The following is an 18,252-nucleotide window of genomic DNA, read 5'->3' on the forward strand; positions in this document are numbered from 1 at the left end:
AGGCCCGGGCCCGAAACGGGACCGGACCTGCCCTTGTTGCGATGAGAAGCGCCTTAGCGATCCAGCCAGATATTGGTGTAGTCACCCTGTGCGCTGAGCGCATATGGCTGGAAGTTCTGAACAGCCTCGCCGTGATACATGACGATATTCTCGCTGACCATCGGCACGACCGGGGCATCCTTCATGACCAGCTCGTCCACCTGACCCCACAATTTGGCCGTCTCTTCCGGTGTGGTCGCATTGATGGCCGCCTTGGCCAGCTCCGTTGCGTCCGCATTGTCGTAGTCGGTGTAGTTGTAGGTCTGATGGTTGCCATCAAAGGAGAACTGCGGCTGGAAGACAGAACGAGCCGCCCCGCCGACCCAGTCCGGAGACCAGCCTACAGGAGCAATGTCCCACGCACCTTCCTTGGTGTTGCGCTGGTTGGTCATGAACTTGGAATAATAGTCAGCCGGAGCAACCGGCGTCAGCTCCAGCGTGATGCCAGCTTTTGCCATGGAGGCCTGAACGGTCTGGGCAACGGCGGGCAGAATGCCCGAGTTGCGGTATGGCATCTTGAGGGTGATACCGTTCGGATATCCGGCTTCGGCCAGCAGGGCCTTTGCCTTTTCCGGATCGCCCTTGGAACCATCGGACGGATAGAGGTCGAAGTCATGATAGCCCAGAACGCCGGGGCCGAAGATGCCATTCTGTGGCGCAGCAACAGCCGGGCCACCCATCTGCTGGACGATTGCGGTCTTGTCGATTGCATAGTTGAGGGCCTGACGGATCTTCAGGTCCTTGAGCGCACCCTTGTTGTTGTCCGAAACGGTGTTGATGAAGATGAAGGACGTGCGGCCCACACCCATGGTCATCAGCTTTTCGTCGCCCGTCATGGTCAACATCTGCAGGATGGCAGGCGGGATGATGATATCCCAGACCACATCAGCATCGCCCGCCTGAAGCTGCTGGATGGCAGCATCGGCCTGCAGCCCGAAGGTGATGTCGATGGTGTCGACATAGGCTGCACGCAGCGGATCGCTCTCGGCTTTCCACGACGGGTTGCGTTTCAGCACCAGTTTGCTGTCCGGCACATAATCGACCGGCGTGTAAGGCCCTGAGGCGATATAATGATCGCGATAGTCCGGGCTGTCCGGCATGTAGTCGAGCACTTCCACTGGAGCGGGTGTGGCGCTTGGCAGCGACAGCATGTAGATGAAGTCGCCAGCCTTTTCCTTGAGCTTGAAGGTGACGGTCTTGTCGTCGACTTCGGTGATGCCGGAGATGTCGTTGCCCTGAATATAGGCCTTCATGGCGTCCACGGTCGGCTCGACCTTGGAGAAGCCTTCGCAGAAGCTGTCCATGCCCTCGATGAGGGAGGTGTAATAGGTCAGCGCGAAGGAGCCGAGCGCCGGATTGCACATGCGCTTGATGCCGCGTTCGACGTCTTCCGACGTGATCTGACGGGAACCGCCCGGAGCATTCCAGCTGGCACCATCCCGGAGGGTGAAGGTGTAGGAAAGGCCGTCTTCGCTTGGCTGCGGCACGCCTGTCGCAAGGTCGCCGACCGGTGTGATCCGGACCGTCTCATCGGTCGAGGATTCGTAGCTGATCAGGGTGCGCTGGGTCGGGCGCAGGAAGTTGTTGGTGGTCACGAGACCGGCACTGGTCGGATCGAAGCGATCGATATCGGCGGTTCCGACGACCTTGAGGGTTCCTCCAGTTTTCGGGGCCGCGTTGGCCTCAAGGCCAACAGACAAGGTTGTTGCGGCAGCAACACCACACAGAAGCGTCCGGGTGATGGCACCGGAGAGGCTGCGAGTCTTCATACTGAACTGATACATCAGTTTCTCCTCTGAAGATGGTGATTGGTTAGGTGTGTTTTTTATTTTTGTATTCTAGCAGTATTATCATTGAATATTAATTCGTCAATGATTTGTATAATAATTGTCGACATATCATTTCGGCGCAGTTGAAACCTCCTTTCCGGGCCTGACAATTCTGCTGAGGGTTAAGGCGATCAAGGCTTGTGTGCGGCGACAAGGGCACCGCTGAGGTCTTGCCAGAGCGCCTCGGTTCCTTCCAGACCGACATGCAGGCGCACCGATTGTGGCGATTGTCCAAAGGCGCGGGCGGAGTTGGGCTCGGACTTCTGCTGCAGCCCGACATCACCCGGCACGATCAGGCTCTCATGCCCACCCCAGCTGACCCCAAGCTTGAACAGCTTGAGCGTGTTGCAGAAGGTGCGCATGTCAATGTCATCCGCAAGCACGATGGAGAACAGGCCGGTGGTTCCCCGCAAGCCCGCTGGCAGTGAGGCGAGGCCCGGATGATAGACGCAAGCTACCTCTTGCCGCTCACACAGGCGCCGGGCCAGCGTCAACGCGCTTTCCTGATGGGCCAGCACCCGCTGGGGCAACGTGCGCAGCCCGCGCAGCAGCAGCCAGGCATCCATTGGCGCGATACGGCCGCCAAGATAGGGGTAGATCTCGCCTCGGATGCGGCCGATATCCTCTTTCGACCCGACGACGATCCCGGCCACGACATCGCTGTGCCCGCCGATATACTTGGAAGCCGAATGAACGACCAGATCAACGCCCAGCTCCAGCGGATTCTGGAAGATCGGCGTGGCCCAGCTGTTGTCAATGACGCTGAAAACCCCGTGCCGTCTGGCCATGGCAGCCAGAGCGCCCACATCCAGAGCTTCCATCACCCAGCTCGTCGGGCTTTCCAGATAAAACAGGCGGGCGCCGGGCAGGGCTGCTTCGACAGCGTCGTGGTCGGTGCCATCCACATAGGTCACGGCCACCTGCATGCGCTTGAGATAGGTACCGAACAGCCGGAAGGCATCGGGATAGACATTGCGGACCACCACGATGCGGTCGCCCGGAGCGACATTGGACAGCACCGCAGCCGAAATGGCGGCCATGCCGGAGGCAAAGGCGATCGCGTCTTCGGCCAGCTCAAGGGCGGCCATCTTGTCTTCCAGCGCCCGCACCGTCGGGTTGAGGCCGCGACTGTAGACCGGGCGTTCCAGATCGCCACGATAGGTGGCGACCATTTCTTCATAGCTGCTGAAGGTGAATAGCGAAGTTTGCACAATGGGGGGAACAACAGCGTCCTGCGGATTGTGATCGTCATGGGCCAGGATCAGCTGTGCCCGTTCCACGCTTGAAGTCATGGTTTCATCATCCTGATGTCGTCTTCGACCGAATTCAGAAGCTTTCGGGTCTCCTGTTCGGCTTTGTGAGGGTCCTGATCGCGTATCGCTTCGAACAGGGTCCGGTGATAGGGGAAGGAATTGGACGCAAAATCCGGTCGCCCATAGGGGCGTGTCCAGAAGCGCTGGAACAGGTCGCGAAACTGTTCCAGAAGCTGGCGAAACAGCGGATTGTGGGCGGCGTCATAGATACTGAGATGGAAGGCGAGGTCTGCCGGGCCGCTGCCGCCCTCCGGTTTGAACAGGCTTTCCATGTGCAGAAGCGCCGCTTCCATGCGGTGCAGGTCCTCCTCGGTGCGCCGCTTGGCTGCCGCAATGGAGGCCTCCACCTCGATGCCGCGCCGCACTTCCAGTGCTTTCAGAAGAAGGTCTTCAAGGCCGTCCGTATCCAGCGACAATGGCATGTAGACCGTGTCCGAAGTGATGGTGCGCAGAAGGAAAGTGCCCGATCCGATGCGCGGTTCCAGAATGCCAAGCGCCGCCAACTGGCTCACCGCTTCGCGGATGCTGGTGCGCGCCACGCCCAATGCTTCGGCAAGGTCGCGCTCGGGCGGCAGCCTGTCCCCCGGCACCATCTTCTGGCGGTCAATGAACTTGGCCAGCGCCTTGATGACTTGCTCGCTGCGCCCTTGTTGAGGAAGCGGTTTCAATCCTGCGATGGTCTTTTTGCGGTCTTTCAACGAAGTGCTCTTTGGTAATAGGTCTGACCAATTTGAAGGAAACGAAACTGGGGATAACTTTGTCTCTTTTGCCGTTCAATCGGGCGTTTTACGGAGCCGTTTGGGGCAATCGGGAACCGGGTTTCTCCTTGTTCCGCTACGCAAACCAGGTTCAGACGGATGAACAGGTTTGTTAGCAGGATCGAAATTTAGTAATTAAAAACATCATCTTACAACTGGTAGTCGAGAGCCTCCGCAAGGCCACTTGCGCAAGCCTTCGAGGCTTTCGAGTCCAATTACACCGCATTGAATACTGTTTGTCGACACTGTGTAGACATTAATTTGTTCTGCGCTAAGCTGAACCGAACGCGAGCAGACCGGTGTCCGCCCGCAATCGAAAGTGACTTGAGCGGCATTGCTCCGGACTGGCTGAGGTCAGCCCGGTTGACTGCGAACAGGCTCCGAAGGGAATGCGAGGATAGCTTCATGAATAAGGGCAACCAGACCGGAACGACGCTTTTTTCCGGCGGCGCGGGGCGCTTTGTGCCGGTGGATCACGCTGCGGTGCATTTCACGGGCGGTTTCTGGAAAAGCTGGCAGGATACGGTGCGCGACATCACCATTCCCACCCAGTATATGCGGCTGGAGGAGGAGAAGTTTCTTGAAGTCCTCGATTTCCGCAGCCCTCCCGGTCCGCTCGCCCGCCCCATTCAGCCCTCGGGCCTGTCGATGCAGCATTTCTTCGACAGCGACTTCGGCAAATGGATCGAGGCGGCGAGCTACATGCTGAAATATCGGCGCGACCCTGAAATCGAAGCCCGGATCGATGACATTGTCGCAAGGCTCGGTGACGGGCAGATGCCCGATGGCTATCTCAATTCCTGGTTCATCCGTCGCGAGCCGGAAAAGCGCTGGACCAATCTGCGCGACCTGCACGAGATGTATTCCATGGGCCATCTGCTTGAGGGGGCGGTGGCCTATTTCGAGGCCACGGGCAAGCGGGCCTTTCTGGATATCATGCTCAAGGCCGTGGATCACATCATCGAAACCTTCGGCACCGAAGACGGCAAGCTCAGGGGCTATGATGCCCACGCCGAGGTGGAACTGGCACTGATGAAGCTCTATCGCCTGACCGGCGAGGAGCGCCATCGCCAGCTGGCCAGTTATTTCGTCGACGAACGCGGCCAGATGCCTTCCTATTTCGATGAGGAGGCCCGTCGGCGAGGGGAAGATCCTGACGATTATGTCTTCCATACCTACGCCTATTCGCAGGCGCACAAGCCGGTGCGCGAGCAGGAAGAAGTGGAAGGCCATGCCGTCCGCGCCACCTATCTGTTCAGCGCCATGGCTGATCTCGCTTTCGAGACCGCCGACCCGACGCTTTGGACGGCGCTTGAGAAGCTGTTTGCCCACATGACGGCGAAATTGCTCTATGTCACCGGCGGCATCGGCTCATCGGGGGACAACGAGGGCTTCACCCGCGACTTCGACCTTCCGAACGAAACGGCCTATGCCGAAACCTGCGCAGCGATTGCTCTGGGCTTCTGGGTTCACCGCATGGCGCAGATCGATCTTGATTCCTGTTATACCGACATCCTCGAACTGGTCGCCTATAACGGTGCCCTTTCGGGTATCGCGCGGGACGGGGAGCATTATTTCTATGAGAATGTGCTGGAAAGCCACGGTCAGCACAGGCGCTGGAAATGGCACTATTGCCCGTGCTGCCCGACCAATATCGCTCGCTTCATCGCCTCGCTTGGAGGATATGTCTACACCAGCAAGCCCGATGCTCTGGCCGTTCACCTCTATGCGGAAAGCGAGGCAAAGGTGATGCTGGGGGAACGGGCCGTTACCATCCGACAGGATACCGCCTACCCGTGGGATGGCGACATATGCCTCACCCTTGAGCCGGAAGAGGCCATGGACTTTGCCCTTTGTCTGCGCATCCCCGGCTGGAGCGATGAGGCTCGCCTCACGGTCAATGGCGAAGCGGTTGATCTGCCCGCCGTCATGGTCAAGGGCTATGCGACCCTGCAGCGCCACTGGCAACGCGGTGATGTGATCCGCCTTGCCTTGCCTATGCCTGTGGAGCGCCTTCATGCCCATCCGGATGTTTCGGACGCTTTCGGCCGCGTGGCCATCAAGCGCGGTCCGGTTGTCTATTGCATGGAAGAGACCGATATCGGCTTTCCGCCACAGCGGTTGCGCCTGCCGCAAGACGCGAGCCTTGAAGCCCATTTTGACGAGAGCCTTCTGGGGGGAGCCACCATTCTCAAGGGGCACGCAATGGCCGCCGATGGCGCAGGCTGGAAAGACGGGCTCTATGCACGGCAGAAACCGGCGATGATAGAAACAGCCATCACCGCCATTCCCTATCACCTGTGGGCCAACCGGGAACCGGGGGGCATGCTGGTCTGGCTGTTGGAGGACTAGGCTTGTTGGAGGGCTAGGCGGCCTCAAGCACTCGATCCTGAAGGCTTTGTGCTAGTGCCAGTTCTTTGCCTCTGATCTGTAGATCGGTGGTTGGGCCAAGGCCCGTTGGCCTCCCTCAGGCAAAGCCTTACCACGCAGCATTCTGAAGGGCCGCATGGTCATGCGGCCCTTCCTGTCATGACAGTGAAGGACTAGTCGACCTTCTCTGCGTCCTTGACCAGCACCGTAGCCCAGCCATCCGTCAGCATGGAGACGGTGACCTCTTCGCCTGGGCGAAGGCATCGATTGGCACTCATCCGGTGATTGTCGATCCCCGTCAGCTTGCTGCCGTCCGAGAGTTCAATCTCGTTGCGGCAGTGATTGATGCCCTCCTCGTCCGGAGCGCAATCGGTGTCAGTGAGGACTTTGGCCGTGACGGATTGGCCCGCCGCAGGCAGAGTGCCTTCCAGAATCTGGAGGGTGTATTTGCCGCCCGAACCGTTCTCGACCCAGGATGAAATACCGGCTCCGGTCGGGATGTCTGGCTGAGCGCTCATGGCTGCCGGGATGGTCAGGAGAAAGGCCACAATGCCAGCACCGACAAGGCCAGCCTGAGCAAGTTCAGTTGATCGTTTCTTCATCATTATGCTCCTCAGTCCTGATTGTTGCTCTGTGACATAGGCATGCCACCCGCGTGATGGGCGGCAAACTCGGAAGCTTCCAGCTTGCCATCCTTGTTCTTGTCCATATAGGCGAACATGCGGGCATGCAGGCTCTGGAATTCTTCCAACGACAGGGAACCGTCCCCGTCTGTGTCCAGCATGACAATCATCATGTCAGGATTCATCATGCCGCCTCCCATCATGCCTCCCATCATTCCTGCGGACGCCTTGCCTCCGGACATCATGGCGTTACCCATCATTCCTTCGGACATCATTTCGCCCTGCATCATCTGGGGGGACTGGTCCGGGTGATGCGCCGGATTGGCGAAGGCCGCTTTCATGCCAAGAGCAACGAGAAGGCTGGTTGTGGTGAAAAGAAGAAATTTACGCATGGATCTCTCCGTAAAATAGTTGGTCTGATAGACGCCGGTCTGCTGTCGCCTGTTTTTTCCGATTGGGCGGAGTGGCAACCGGCCTGTATCCGGGGGTGCAGGGTAGCAACCCGGTGTGGTTGGTTGGGGGGGCCTCATCAAGACCTGTCGCCGCATGGAGCTGTGGCATCGAAAGGTTTGACAGGGCTGCTATCAGAGCAAGAAATTCGGAGGTGGTGTTTCAGGCGGCGTATGCGCCCCAACAAGGTCGGCAATCCCCATCGGGTAGGGGGCAGGCAGCTCAAGATGAGCCCAACTATCAACCGCAGCCTTGATGATCAGGAAGGAGCAGACACCATCAGATGTGCAGGTCTGGTGCTGCATGGCTTTGTCGCATCCGGGCACCTCTGCTGCGACCGAGGCGAGTGCGACGGTTGCTTCACTGCAGGAGACCGGGTTTGACGGCCCAATCGCAGAGCCTTGCCCTGTTCCGGCGAAAAGCCCGAACAGCAAGATCACGGCAGCGATGGTGCTTTGCAGTTGGCGCGACATGGCGATGCTTGGTTCTACTCTGTCTTAAAGGCTTCACCGACTGGCGAAGCGCTCCCTTCAAACGCAAGCTTAAAGTTTCCAGCTGGTGGAAGGTCAAGCAGAAATTTATTTGGAACAAATTGCCCACGGCCCCATTGACCTTCCAGTTACTGGAAACTCCATATTGAGGTCATCGAATGAGAAAACCCTTCGCGGCCATGGTGCAATTCCGGCTTCGGACGGGGAAAACAACAAAGCCCTGAAGTGCGAGACCAAGACAGTTCTGCGCCGAAGGATGGAGAGGATGACCATGACCCAGACATCGAATGGCACATACCAACTGCAGGGCATGTCCTGCGGAAATTGCGCCCGGCACGCCGAGAAAGTGGCCGAGCACATTGATGGCGTTTCCAGTGCCACCGTCGACCTTGCCCATCAGACAATTTCCCTTGCCTTTGATCACCCGATTGATGAAAGCCAGTTGTCGGAGGCTTTAGACAAGATTGGCTACTCTGCCGTCACATCACTGACAGAACTCGCCGTCGGTGGGATGAAGTGCAATGGCTGTGTCAGCAAGGTTGAGAGCGCCCTCAAAGCCACGCCAGGGGTTCTGCATACCAATATCGATCTGGCTGACGGCAAGGCAGCCATCAAATATTGGCAAGGTCGAACCGATCCCGCACAGCTTGCCGCCATCGTCAGCGAGCTTGGCTTTTCGGCAACCGTTGCCGAGCCGGAAGATGATGCCGCCTGATGCGTCGTTGGCGGAGCAGTTGGGGGGTAGCACACTCTTTTGAATGAAAACAGGATGACAGGAGGCCGTCATGGCCAACCAGGAACACACGCATGAACACCCCGATCATGACGATCATCATGATCATAACCACATGATGCATGGCGATGGTCATGGTCATGAGCACCCCCATATGCACGACCATCACGATGGGCATACCCATGGCCACCAGCACCATCATCATGGCCCGGCGGAACCGGGAGCTGAGGTGGCGACAGATCCGGTTTGCGGGATGCAGGTGACGGTGAAGGAGGGTGTGCGTTCCGAGCAGTACCAGGACCAGACCTTCTATTTCTGTTCCGATGGCTGCCAGGAAAAGTTCAAGGCGGATCCCTACTTCTATGCCTCCGGCAACGCCAGGGAGGCAGGGCAACAGACCCAGCCGGGCACCAAGTGGATCTGCCCGATGCATCCGGAAATCATCCGCGACGAGCCCGGTTCCTGTCCCATTTGCGGCATGGCGCTGGAGCCGACGGTTCCCTCGGACGAACCGTCGGATGAGCTGGTCGACTTCACCCGGCGCCTTTGGATCAGCGTGGCAGCGGCCGTTCCGTTGATTATCCTTACCATGGGTGGCATGGTTGGTCTTCCCGTGCGGGAATGGCTCGGCCACCAGCTGTCCGCCTATATTGAATTTGTCATTGCAACGCCGATCGTCTTATGGGCGGCGCAACCCTTCTTCAAGCGCGGTTGGGACTCGATCCGCAATGCGTCGCCCAACATGTGGACGCTGATTGCACTCGGCGTTGGCGCGGCCTATATCTACTCGCTCTTTGCAACCTTCCTGCCCGGTATATTCCCCGAGCAGTATCGGAGCGGCGAAGGGGTTGGCACCTATTTCGAGGCCTCTGTCGTCATTGTTGCCCTCATTTTTGTGGGACAGGTGCTGGAGCTGCGAGCACGCGAGCGGACGGGCGATGCCATCCGGGCATTGCTAGACCTTGCCCCCAAGACGGCACGGCGTATCCTGCCCGATGGTACTGAATATGACGCGCCTCTGGAGAATGTGGTGGCGGGCGATTTGTTGCGTGTTCGCCCCGGTGACAGCATTCCGGTGGACGGGGAAGTGACAGAAGGTCACTCCTCGGTCGACGAGAGCATGCTCACCGGTGAGCCTGTGCCAATCGAAAAGAACGAAGGCGACAAGGTGACCGGCGGCACCATCAACAAGAACGGCACACTAGCCATCCGCGCCACCCATATCGGGGCGGAAACCGTATTGTCCCAGATCGTCGGCATGGTCGCCAGCGCGCGCCAATCCCGCGCCCCCATTCAGGCGCTCGCAGACAAGGTGTCGGCGATATTCGTACCCACTGTTGTCAGCGTAGCGTTGCTCGCCTTTGTTGTCTGGTTGATCTTTGGTCCTGATCCAGCCCTTGCCTTCGCCATCGCAGCGGCTGTGTCGGTGTTGATCATTGCCTGCCCCTGTGCGCTTGGTCTGGCAACTCCCATTTCGATCACCACAGCTGCCGGGCGCGGTGCGCAGGCTGGTGTGCTGATCAAGGACGCCGAGGCGCTCGAACGCATGGCACGGGTTGACACCGTGATCGTCGACAAGACCGGCACCCTCACAGAAGGCAAGCCGAAACTGACCGATGTACTGTCGCTCGGCGACCTCGACGAGGGGGCCGTGTTGGCGATGGCGGCGGCTCTCGAAAGGGGCTCTGAACATCCGCTGGCGGAGGCCATTGTCAGCGGCGCAAGGGAACGTGGTGTGGAACGACTTGAGTCTTCCGACTTCGAGGCCATGACAGGCAAGGGTGTGAAAGGCGCCGTGAAGGGCAGGGACGTAGCCCTTGGCAACGCCGCCATGCTTGACGCCCTGTCGATCGATACGGATGAAGCCGCCAGAAAGGCCGCCGCTCTTCAGGAAGGGGGCAAGACCGCCATGTTCGTGGCAATTGACAGCAAACTTGCTGGCATCGTGGCGGTTGCCGATCCAATCAAGGAAACGACAGCAAAGGCCATCGAGGACCTGCATGCGCTGGGGCTGACTGTCATCATGGCCACCGGCGACAACGAACGCACGGCCAAGGCAGTGGCCAGCAAGCTTGGCATTGATGAAGTGCGGGCAGGGGTTCTGCCGGAAGACAAGAAGGTGCTTGTCGAGGAGCTTCACAAGAAGGGCGCCTTCGTTGCCATGGCAGGCGACGGCGTCAACGACGCCCCGGCGCTGGCGGCGGCCGATGTCGGTATCGCCATGGGGACCGGTGCAGACGTGGCGATGGAAAGCGCAGGTATCACCCTTCTTGGTGGCGATCTCTCCGGTATCGTGCGGGCGAGAAAGCTGGCGACAAAGACGCTGCGCAACATCAAGCAGAATCTTTTCTTTGCCTTTGTCTACAATTCGGCGGGTGTGCCGCTGGCTGCCGGTATCCTCTATCCGGTGTTCGGACTGCTGCTCTCGCCGATGATCGCGGCGGCGGCCATGAGCCTGTCGTCCGTCTCGGTTATTGCCAATGCCCTCAGGTTAAGGCGGGTCGACCTCTAACTATGGGGAATTGGATCCTCTGGCTGACCCCGGGAATGAAAGGATTGAACCATGTATGGTAACGGAATGGGATTTGGAATGGGCTTCGGCTTTGGCGGCATCGGGATGTGGATCATTCTGATCATCGGTATCCTGATCATCGCAGCTCTCGTCAAATATCTGCTGAAGTGACGCTCTGCCTCTGCCTCTGCCTCTAAGGACCGGCACGTTCTTCAGTGTGGATGATGGCCCTCGGCAATCTTCAGGGGATGCCTCTGATGATACGCGCCGATGGTCATCATACTGTAGAAGCCGAGCGCAGAAATCTTTGCAACGCCATCCGGCTCTGGCATGGGCTCTGGCATGGCGTCTGAATGCATGTCGTCAGATCCAGAGGTGCCCAGTTCGTGTAAGCAAATAGACGGGAAATCCAGACCTGGGAGCGGCTGTAAAGTTGGGGCTTGACCTTCCCGCCACTGGAGCCCTTATGGTCTTTGCGAATTTATGACCCCGTTATGCATCATTTTGTGGCATGGTGCGGGTACTTCAGGCAACAGGACCCTTGGAATGATGCGCCTTGCAGCTCGATTGAGATGGATTGGACGGATGCTCCTTATGATGAGCGTGCTTGGTCTCGTCTATTCGGGCGGCAGCTTCGCGCCCGCCAGCGCATCACAGATGGCGAGCCCGATGATGGAGACAGACCATCACACAAGGGCAAGTCAGGCAACACGATATGAAGCTTTGCCCTGCCAAAGCTGTCCAGCGATGCAGGATGGGCATCAGATGCATTGTGGCGCACCAATGCTGGTTCTCAGCTCAGAGAGTGTCGTTCACCGACCGGTCCCCTTCTACGACGTCCCTGTGCACAATGCCCGCGATCTGATTGCACATATCTTTATACTCGATCCGCCGCCGCCGCGTATCGCCTGACGCGTGACGGGCGTGCCGATCGATACGCTCTTGTTTCTTCGCCAAAACCCATTTGATCTCTTCATCCTCTGCCCCTGATAGAGGGGGCGGAGATATTGTTATTGTTCGCAAACGGGAAAGCCGAAGCCGGTGCCCGCGCTGCGATCTACAATTGGAATAGACCCATGAAGATCAACAGACGAGATTTTTTCCGGCTCGGTGCTGGCGCCACGGCGGCGACTGTCCTTGCCCCCTATCACTTTGCCCTTGCCGACGACGGCTTTTTGGAAATCCGGGCCGTGAAAGCCGCGCAATCGCTCTATCCGGATAGCCCGACATCAACCCTTTGGACCTATAACGGCACAGCACCCGGCCCTGAAATTCGCGTCAAACAGGGCGAGCGGGTGAGGGTTCGCTTTATCAACGAATTGGAGGAGCCATCCTCGATCCACTGGCACGGTATCCGCATCGACAACGCCATGGATGGCGTACCCGGCCTCACACAGGAGGCCGTCAAACCCGGTGAGCGTTTCGAATATGACTTCGTGGCGCCCGATGCCGGGACCTATTGGTATCATGCCCACAACAAGAGCTGGAGTCAGGTTGGGCGGGGGCTTTATGGCCCGCTGATTGTGGAGGAGCCTTACCCGACATTTGATGCCGAGCATGACATGACGCTGGTTATCGATGACTGGCTGCTCAATCAGAACGGCCAGTTCGATGAAGGCTCGATGGGCATGATGATGGATTGGAGCCACGGCGGCAGGCTGGGCAACTGGATCACTGTCAATGGCATCAGCCACCCGGAACTGACCCTGAAGGCCGGGGAGGCCTATCGTCTGCGTCTCATCAACGTCTGCAATGCCCGTACGCTGGAGCTGGATCCAAACCGTTTCGACGCGAAGATCCTGGCCTTTGACGGTCAGCCGTTGCCAGAGCCGATTGCCATGCCCTATGAGCCCTATCTGCTGTCCTCGGCCCAGCGCGTCGATCTGCTGGTCATCCCGAAACAGGGGCAGGATTTTGCCCTGGAAGAGCTTTCCGGTAACTCGCCTTTTCCTTTCCTCACCTTCCGTGTGACGGGAACGGGCACCGGCACCGGGCCAGCCATGGTTCCGAAGCTCACGCCTAACCCGCTTGCAGAGCCGGATCTGGCGCAGGCAACGGTTCATCCTCTGCTGATCACCGGCGGTGCCATGGGGCGGTTTGACGGCATTACCTATCAGGGGAAGCCCCTCGGTCGGGCAAGCATGATGCAGAGCAGGCAATTCTGGGCTTTCAATGGGGTTGCCAACCTGCCGGAGCAGCAATTCTTCACCGCCAAACGCGGAGAAACGGTCATCATCGAAATGGTCAACGACACCGCCTGGCCGCACGCGATGCATGTTCATGGCCATCACTTCCGCATCGAGGAGCGCGAGGGCAGCACAATCGATGAAGGACGACCGTGGAAGGATACGTTTCTGATTGGTCCCAGTCAGACAACAAAAATCGCCTTTGTTGCGGATAATCCCGGCAAATGGCTGCTTCATTGCCACATGCTCGAACATGCCGCCGCTGGCATGACAACTTGGTTTGAGGTGGTTTGATGGGGCGCAAGAAGACAAGCCGCGCGAAACGATCCATGCCAAAAGTTGTCACCTTGGCAACCATCCTGTCGGGCCTGCTTGCAGCAGGCCTTGGCGGGATGCTCTATGCAAGAGACCGGAGCCCTGCCGGTCTCTTGCGCCCTGATGACAAGGCGATTGTGGCACAAGGCAAGATCATCTATGCCGAACAATGTGCCTCCTGTCATGGCGACAACCTCGAAGGCCAGCCCAACTGGCGCGAGGCCAATGAAAAGGGTCGCCTGCCAGCGCCACCGCATGATGAAACAGGCCACACCTGGCATCATGCGGACGAGGTGTTGTTCGGGGTCACCAAATATGGCTTGGCCCAGATCGCCAACATGCCGGACTACCAGACCGACATGCCGGTGTTCAAGGATGTGCTGAGCGATGAGGAAATCACTGCCGCACTCTCCTACATCAAAAGCCGCTGGCCAGCCCAGATCCGCCAGATGCACGACCAGCGAAATGCGATGAAATGATGTTTGAACGCCGGGCAACGCCCGGGGTTCGAGCCTATTGGGGGCTCCGTTTTTGACGGCATGACAGCGTTCGGCTTTTCCTGCTCAATAGGTGCCGGGGTAGCCGCCCCCGTCGATCAGCAGATTTTGCCCTGTGATAAAGCCTGCCTTGTCAGAGCAGAGAAACGCAAAGTACGCTCCCACTTCCTCCGGCAGCCCTCTGGGTATGCAATTCCTTGTAAGGGTCATTGACGTTGCATGAATTTCACTGTGGGATATTTGTGTTCATTTCTTATTTTGCGGCAGCCTGATTGGCTTTGAGTGGACTTCTGGCTCCAATAACAGCATCCAAGGCAAGTCCAGGAGAGATAAGGATCGCGGCGAGGCCTTTTATGACCTGCTGGACCTCTACCAACCCGGCTGGCTGCCGATCAAGGCCAAGCTTGATGATTGGGCCGAGGTGTTGCTCAACGAGTGAGAACTAGCCGAAGAAATCTTCATCGACTTTCTTCAGGTGCAGGACTTCCTCGGTTCTGCAACCAATATTGTAGCGGATCATGAGAGCAGCTAGTTTCTGGCCATCGATCAGCACGATGCGCAAGCCGAGATCCTTGGCAGTTTGCGTTGCTGCAGGACTGAAACTAGATGTCGTGAAAAAGATGCCTTTGGTCGCTTTCTTGAGGTGGAGAGCTCCAAAGAAATCTCGAAGCTCACCGGCTCCGACATTGTTGCCTTCTGCATAACGCTTGGCTTGAACATAGATTTGATCAACACCGAGAGGATCCTGATCGATCACTCCATCCACCCCGTTGTCGCCTGAGCGCCCGAGAGCATGCCCTGCCTCCTTGGATGTACCCCCATAGCCCATGCCAAGTAGAAGCTCGATGATGAGCTCTTCGAAGAATGTGGGACTAGCGCTTCTGACGCGTTCGAGAAGATCGTCAGCCAGGGATGCATTGATCTTGGTGTACGCCTCTCTGAGGACTTCATCAGGTGTTGAATGGTGCTCTTGTTCAGCGGGTAAAGGCGCTTCTGCCAAGCGTTTCTCGGTCATAGTGCCGGTTCTGCTTCGAAAATCCTGAAACGCAGAGAACTGCGAGAGAAATTCGTTGTCGATGCGTTGTGGCCCGGTTGAGAGAACTTGTCTCCCATTGTTTGTTGCAATGAAAAAGCCACGCTTGGTGTAGGTTACCAAACCTGCCTGCTTCAAATAGCCCTTAGCCCAAGCCACCCTATTGTCGAAACGCCTTTGCCGTCCGCTCGGAAGGAGCTCTTCTCGTTCATCTTCGGACAGCGAAAACTCCTCGGCGAGTATTTCGACCACCTGCTTGGTGCTGATTTCTGAGTCGGCGGCCGTTTGCAGGACTGGGAGCATGAGTGTTTGATAATCGGGGATCATGGGGATGCCTGAGAGTGGAAGCGAACGGCTCCACACTATCAAGGTGAAGATGTGGGGGCAACACAACCATTTGAGCGAGACAGCGCAGGAAAAGGGATGCTTCGGACCGACAGCGCTAGGAGAGGAGCGGCATTATCCACATGGGTACGCAATCTGGCTACGAACGTGGGTACGCAGTCAAAGTTCACGTCTGTCTAAGGGATTGATAACGTATAGAACATTCATGCAAGGAAGAAATGGTGGAGCTAAGCGGGATCGAACCGCTGACCTCGTGAATGCCATTCACGCGCTCTCCCAACTGAGCTATAGCCCCACTTCAAAGCGACATAATCGCTTCGTGGTGAAGCGGAACATATTGAAGCGCTTATGTGAAATCAATCCCCATTTTCATGAAAATGTGGATTCTTTCCCCAGTTTGATGAAGAAGCTGTCTGGCAGGAAACGGATCGCGCGGGTTTCTGCGGAGGAGGGCTCTCTTCCGGTTTCGAACAGAGCTGAAAATACTGTTGGAAAACATCTTCCCGGAGACGAGGTGGCAGGCAGCTGAGGGCTTGACTTGTTGGTGGGCTGGGGAGCCGTAGACGGGAGAGGGCTTGTGCTCGTGATGGACAACAGGACGAGTTGCCAGAGGGCTGGCGGAAGAAAGAAGAGGGGGAACGTCTTGGTGCTACAACACCGCACAAACAAAAAGCGCAGCTGGTTACAGCCGCGCTTTTGAAAATGGACGCCCTGTCTTGTCATCCCGAGGGAAACCGACGGGCGCTTGTCGAAAGGGAGACGATTATTCTTCGTCTTCGCTCGGAACAGCCACGTCGAGGCCGATAGCGTCGAGGGCTTCCTCGTCTTCCTCGTCATCAAGGAAGACATCCGCGTCGTCACTGTCGTCATCGTCATCCAGATCCGGAACGTCGATATCGGATGCCTGTTCGGCATCGGCGTCCTCAAGGGAGATGACATCTGCGTCGTCGTCGCTTGCGCTTGCGGCGGTCGCAGTCATGACATCATCGTCATGATCATCAATTTCCGCCACTTCGATTGCGGAAGGTTTGGTCATCTCGAAGATAGATCCGCATTTCGGGCAGACGATAGGATCGCGGTTCAGATCGTAATATTTAGCGCCGCAATCTGCACAGACGCGTTTGGTTCCAAGTTCTGGTCGTGCCACAGCTTTGCCTCTTCACCTAGCAAGGTTTTCGATTCTAAGAATTGACCAACTCCATTAGCTAACCTTGTACGGCCTGTCAAAAGCTAAAAGTCGAAAAAGGCCGCAAAAAACTCTTTTCTTCGGATGTTGGCGTGACGTAGTGGGCAATATGGTGTAAGTCGGGGCCGGTTTCAACGAAGAAATGGCCTTGGACTTATCCTCTGCACCTGGCAAAACTGGGCAGAAGGCCAACGAGAACTCCAAGCAAGAGGTGGAAATGGCTCACGATAGCACCAACCTGTCTCCGCTTGCCGCGTGCAAGTCCTCTGGCCTGCGTGGCCATTTGCGTGTTCCCGGCGATAAATCCATATCGCACCGCGCCCTGATCTTCGGTGCGCTGGCACGCGGGGACACCACCATTCACGGCTTGCTGGAATCGGAAGATGTGCTCAACACGGCAAAGGCCATGGCCGCCTTTGGCGCCTCTGTGCGCAAGGATGAAGCGGACGTCTGGCATGTGACGGGGCTGGGAACCGGGTCTCTCCTCGAACCGGCCAACGTGCTTGATTTCGGCAATTCTGGCACCGGGGCGCGTCTGGTCATGGGCGTTGCCGGAGCCCATGCTTTTGCAACGACCTTCATGGGCGATGCCTCGCTGTCCAGTCGACCGATGGCGCGCGTGCTCAATCCGCTGCGTCAGATGGGCGTGGAGGTGCTGAGCCGGTCCGGCGATCGCCTGCCGCTGACCATCAAGGGGGCTGACCCGGCCCAGCCGATCACCTACCGCGTGCCAATGGCATCGGCGCAGGTCAAAAGCTGCGTGCTGCTGGCGGGCCTCAACATGGCTGGCACCACCACCGTCATCGAACCGGTCAAGACCCGCGATCACACCGAGAAGATGCTGCGCGGCTTTGGCGCGACGCTCGGCGAAGAGATCAACGACGAAGGCGAGACCGTGCTGACCATCGAGGGGCTGCAGGAGCTCACGGCACAGGACGTCATCGTGCCGGGCGACCCGTCCTCTGCGGCCTTCCCGATTGTGGCCGCGCTGATCACGCCAGGCTCCGAGCTGGTGCTGGAAGACATCCTGCTCAATGAGACCCGCACCGGCCTCATCACCACACTTCTCGAAATGGGGGCTGACATCACAATCGAGAATGAGCGCAACAGTGGTGGCGAGACCATTGGCGACATTCGTGTGCGTTCCTCGGCGCTGAAGGGCGTGACCGTACCTGCCGAGCGGGCTCCATCGATGATTGACGAATATCCGGTGCTGGCCGTTGCCGCGAGCTTTGCGCAAGGGGAGACCCGCATGGAGGGGCTCGAAGAGCTGCGCGTCAAGGAAAGCGACCGGCTGGCCGCCGTTGCAGCGGGGCTTGAGGCCAATGGCGTCACCTTCGAAGAGGGCAGGGACTATCTCGTCGTCAAGGGCGGGGCAGCCGTTGCTGGCGGTGGCCGTGTCATCACTCATCTGGACCACCGCATTGCCATGAGCTTCCTTGTGCTGGGGCTCGGCTGTGAAAAGCCGGTCACGGTTGATGATGCAGGCATCATCAACACCTCCTTCCCCGGCTTTGCCGACCTGATGGAAGCCCTTGGCGCCACCTTCGAATAAAGCCGATATCGAGGAAG

Annotated in this window: 14 protein-coding genes, 1 tRNA gene and 1 pseudogene; 6 read left to right on the top strand and 10 right to left on the bottom strand. The window is 58.0% G+C overall.

The window, feature by feature from the left end; translation table 11 throughout:
• Positions 1 to 53 precede the first annotated feature (53 nt).
• The 3 genes from DSL70_RS16895 to DSL70_RS16905 form a co-directional block, all read right to left on the bottom strand.
• The gene (locus DSL70_RS16895; protein WP_245418244.1) at positions 54 to 1,823 is read right to left on the bottom strand and encodes an ABC transporter substrate-binding protein; all 1,770 of its coding nucleotides are present in this window, start codon (positions 1,821 to 1,823) and stop codon (positions 54 to 56) included.
• A 176-nt stretch (positions 1,824 to 1,999) separates the two neighbouring features.
• A complete protein-coding gene (locus tag DSL70_RS16900) occupies positions 2,000 to 3,160 on the bottom strand; it encodes a PLP-dependent transferase (protein ID WP_119309128.1) in 1,161 nt (386 codons plus the stop codon).
• The gene (locus tag DSL70_RS16905) at positions 3,157 to 3,879 is read right to left on the bottom strand and encodes a FadR/GntR family transcriptional regulator (protein ID WP_119309129.1); all 723 of its coding nucleotides are present in this window, start codon (positions 3,877 to 3,879) and stop codon (positions 3,157 to 3,159) included. Before DSL70_RS16905 ends, DSL70_RS16900 begins: the two co-directional genes overlap by 4 nt.
• 465 nt (positions 3,880 to 4,344) lie before the next feature.
• On the opposite strand from DSL70_RS16905, the gene DSL70_RS16910 reads away from it, so the two are divergent.
• Complete coding sequence (locus tag DSL70_RS16910; RefSeq protein WP_119309130.1) at positions 4,345 to 6,291, top strand: glycoside hydrolase family 127 protein; 1,947 nt, start codon at positions 4,345 to 4,347, stop codon at positions 6,289 to 6,291.
• A 191-nt stretch (positions 6,292 to 6,482) separates the two neighbouring features.
• Here DSL70_RS16910 and DSL70_RS16915 read toward each other — a convergent pair whose 3' ends face one another.
• The 3 genes from DSL70_RS16915 to DSL70_RS16925 all read right to left on the bottom strand — a co-directional run bounded on the left by DSL70_RS16915 (position 6,483) and on the right by DSL70_RS16925 (position 7,855).
• Positions 6,483 to 6,911: a hypothetical protein gene (locus DSL70_RS16915; RefSeq protein WP_162916824.1), complete on the bottom strand. Its 429-nt coding sequence runs from the start codon at positions 6,909 to 6,911 to the stop codon at positions 6,483 to 6,485.
• Positions 6,912 to 6,922: 11 nt separating this feature from the next.
• Positions 6,923 to 7,324: an EF-hand domain-containing protein gene (locus DSL70_RS16920; protein WP_119309132.1), complete on the bottom strand. Its 402-nt coding sequence runs from the start codon at positions 7,322 to 7,324 to the stop codon at positions 6,923 to 6,925.
• Between the two features lie 192 nt (positions 7,325 to 7,516).
• Positions 7,517 to 7,855 carry a hypothetical protein gene (locus DSL70_RS16925; protein ID WP_119309133.1) on the bottom strand — a complete coding sequence of 113 codons (339 nt, stop codon included), beginning with the start codon at positions 7,853 to 7,855 and terminating at the stop codon, positions 7,517 to 7,519.
• A 289-nt stretch (positions 7,856 to 8,144) separates the two neighbouring features.
• Between DSL70_RS16925 and DSL70_RS16930 the strand changes: the two genes are divergently transcribed.
• The 4 genes from DSL70_RS16930 (at position 8,145) to DSL70_RS16950 (ending at position 14,098) form a co-directional block, all read left to right on the top strand.
• A complete protein-coding gene (locus DSL70_RS16930) occupies positions 8,145 to 8,588 on the top strand; it encodes a heavy-metal-associated domain-containing protein (RefSeq protein ID WP_162916826.1) in 444 nt (147 codons plus the stop codon).
• A gap of 172 nt (positions 8,589 to 8,760) precedes the next feature.
• A complete protein-coding gene (locus DSL70_RS16935; protein WP_119309195.1) occupies positions 8,761 to 11,118 on the top strand; it encodes a heavy metal translocating P-type ATPase in 2,358 nt (785 codons plus the stop codon).
• Positions 11,119 to 12,194: 1,076 nt separating this feature from the next.
• A complete protein-coding gene (locus tag DSL70_RS16945; protein ID WP_119309136.1) occupies positions 12,195 to 13,598 on the top strand; it encodes a multicopper oxidase family protein in 1,404 nt (467 codons plus the stop codon).
• Positions 13,599 to 13,633: 35 nt separating this feature from the next.
• Complete coding sequence (locus DSL70_RS16950; protein WP_119309196.1) at positions 13,634 to 14,098, top strand: c-type cytochrome; 465 nt, start codon at positions 13,634 to 13,636, stop codon at positions 14,096 to 14,098.
• Between the two features lie 84 nt (positions 14,099 to 14,182).
• Here the strand turns inward: DSL70_RS16950 and DSL70_RS16955 are convergent.
• From DSL70_RS16955 to DSL70_RS16970, 4 genes and pseudogenes are all read right to left on the bottom strand, one after another.
• Positions 14,183 to 14,296, bottom strand: a pseudogene (locus DSL70_RS16955) (SDR family oxidoreductase); the annotation flags it as partial.
• Positions 14,297 to 14,558: 262 nt separating this feature from the next.
• Positions 14,559 to 15,476: a restriction endonuclease gene (locus DSL70_RS16960; RefSeq protein ID WP_119309137.1), complete on the bottom strand. Its 918-nt coding sequence runs from the start codon at positions 15,474 to 15,476 to the stop codon at positions 14,559 to 14,561.
• A gap of 237 nt (positions 15,477 to 15,713) precedes the next feature.
• Positions 15,714 to 15,789 (bottom strand) — tRNA-Ala (locus tag DSL70_RS16965).
• A 468-nt stretch (positions 15,790 to 16,257) separates the two neighbouring features.
• Positions 16,258 to 16,641: a TIGR02300 family protein gene (locus DSL70_RS16970; RefSeq protein ID WP_119309138.1), complete on the bottom strand. Its 384-nt coding sequence runs from the start codon at positions 16,639 to 16,641 to the stop codon at positions 16,258 to 16,260.
• 256 nt (positions 16,642 to 16,897) lie between these two features.
• Between DSL70_RS16970 and aroA the strand changes: the two genes are divergently transcribed.
• Positions 16,898 to 18,235 carry a 3-phosphoshikimate 1-carboxyvinyltransferase gene (gene aroA, locus DSL70_RS16975; protein WP_119309197.1) on the top strand — a complete coding sequence of 446 codons (1,338 nt, stop codon included), beginning with the start codon at positions 16,898 to 16,900 and terminating at the stop codon, positions 18,233 to 18,235.
• The last annotated feature ends 17 nt before the right edge of the window (positions 18,236 to 18,252 follow it).

Origin of the sequence: Cohaesibacter haloalkalitolerans (assembly GCF_003574655.1) — a bacterium.
GTDB lineage: Bacteria > Pseudomonadota > Alphaproteobacteria > Rhizobiales > Cohaesibacteraceae > Cohaesibacter > Cohaesibacter haloalkalitolerans.